Here is a 1,044-nt window from a genome sequence, read left to right as displayed (position 1 = left end):
CCGGCGGGCCGGGCGCCGGGTCGAGGCTGCCGGGCAGCAGCCGTTCGCGCGGTGTGCGCCGCGGGAGGCTGCCGTCGGCCGCGGTGTCCGAAGTGGACGTCGTGACGTGTTCGGCGGCGGCCCAGCCGGAGTCCGCGGCGAAGCGCCACTGCGCGCCCCGCAGATCCAGGCCCGGCTGAACCTCCGGCTGACCGTGCGCGGGGCCGGTGTGGTGGGCGCCGCGGGCGCGGTGCACGCCGCGCTGGTAGTTCGACAGCCGGGTCCGCAGGTCCTCCGCGTCGCGGTCGGTGACCGGCGGGGCGGTGGACGCCTTGGGCTCGGCGCTGCCCGGCACGAGGTTGCGCCGAGGGGTCCGGCGGGGCAGCCCGGAGCGGGTGAAGTCCTCCGGCTGCGCCCGCGAAACCGCTTGCGCCGCCTGGAAACCCTGGTCGGCGGCGAAGTCCCAGGCCTGCGGCCCGGCGACGTCGGCGGCGGTGGAGTTCGGGTCGTCGGTGACCGCGCGGAACCAGGCCGAGACCATCTCGTCGAAGATCGGCGTGGTCTCCTGGATGCCGCGGTCGACCGGAGCGCCGGGGGCGCGCTCGTAGATGATGGTGGTGTCCCACCAGCCGGTCGTGTCCTCGGCGGTTTCGGGCAGGCTCGGCGCCACCGGGGGTTCGGTGGCCTCGACCGGCACGACCGGGTCGAAAAGGGCTTCCGCCGGGGCGTCGTCCTCGGCCAGACCGGTGGGGACCGGGTGGCTTGGCCAGGACGTCGCGTCGCCCGCGGGCGGCTCGGGCAGCGGACTCAGCGGAGCAGCCAGAGTGTCGACCGCGTCGCGCGGTGTGGGGAACTGCTCGGGCAGCTGCGCGCCGTCGCCGCGGGTCAGCGCGCTGAGCGCCTCGACCCCGCTGCGGATCGACCGCCGCGGCAGCCCGTTCGGGGTCGCGCCGCCGGCACCGTTGGTGCCGTTGACCTTGGACCCGTTGGACCCGTTGGTGCCGTTGGCTCCGTTGACCTTGGACCCGTTCACGTGGGAGCCGTTGACCTGTGACCCGTTGGTCC

At 75.6% G+C, this 1,044-nt stretch carries 1 pseudogene; it reads right to left on the bottom strand.

Features of this window, described 5'->3' with window-relative positions:
• Nucleotides 1-1,044 (bottom strand): annotated as a pseudogene (locus tag ACRDSQ_RS02450) (hypothetical protein); the annotation flags it as partial.

This window comes from Actinokineospora sp., assembly GCF_050699995.1.
Classification (GTDB): Bacteria; Actinomycetota; Actinomycetes; order Mycobacteriales; family Pseudonocardiaceae; genus Actinokineospora.
Note: the sequence above shows the minus strand (reverse complement) of the source record. Positions and strands in the feature narration are given on the sequence as shown.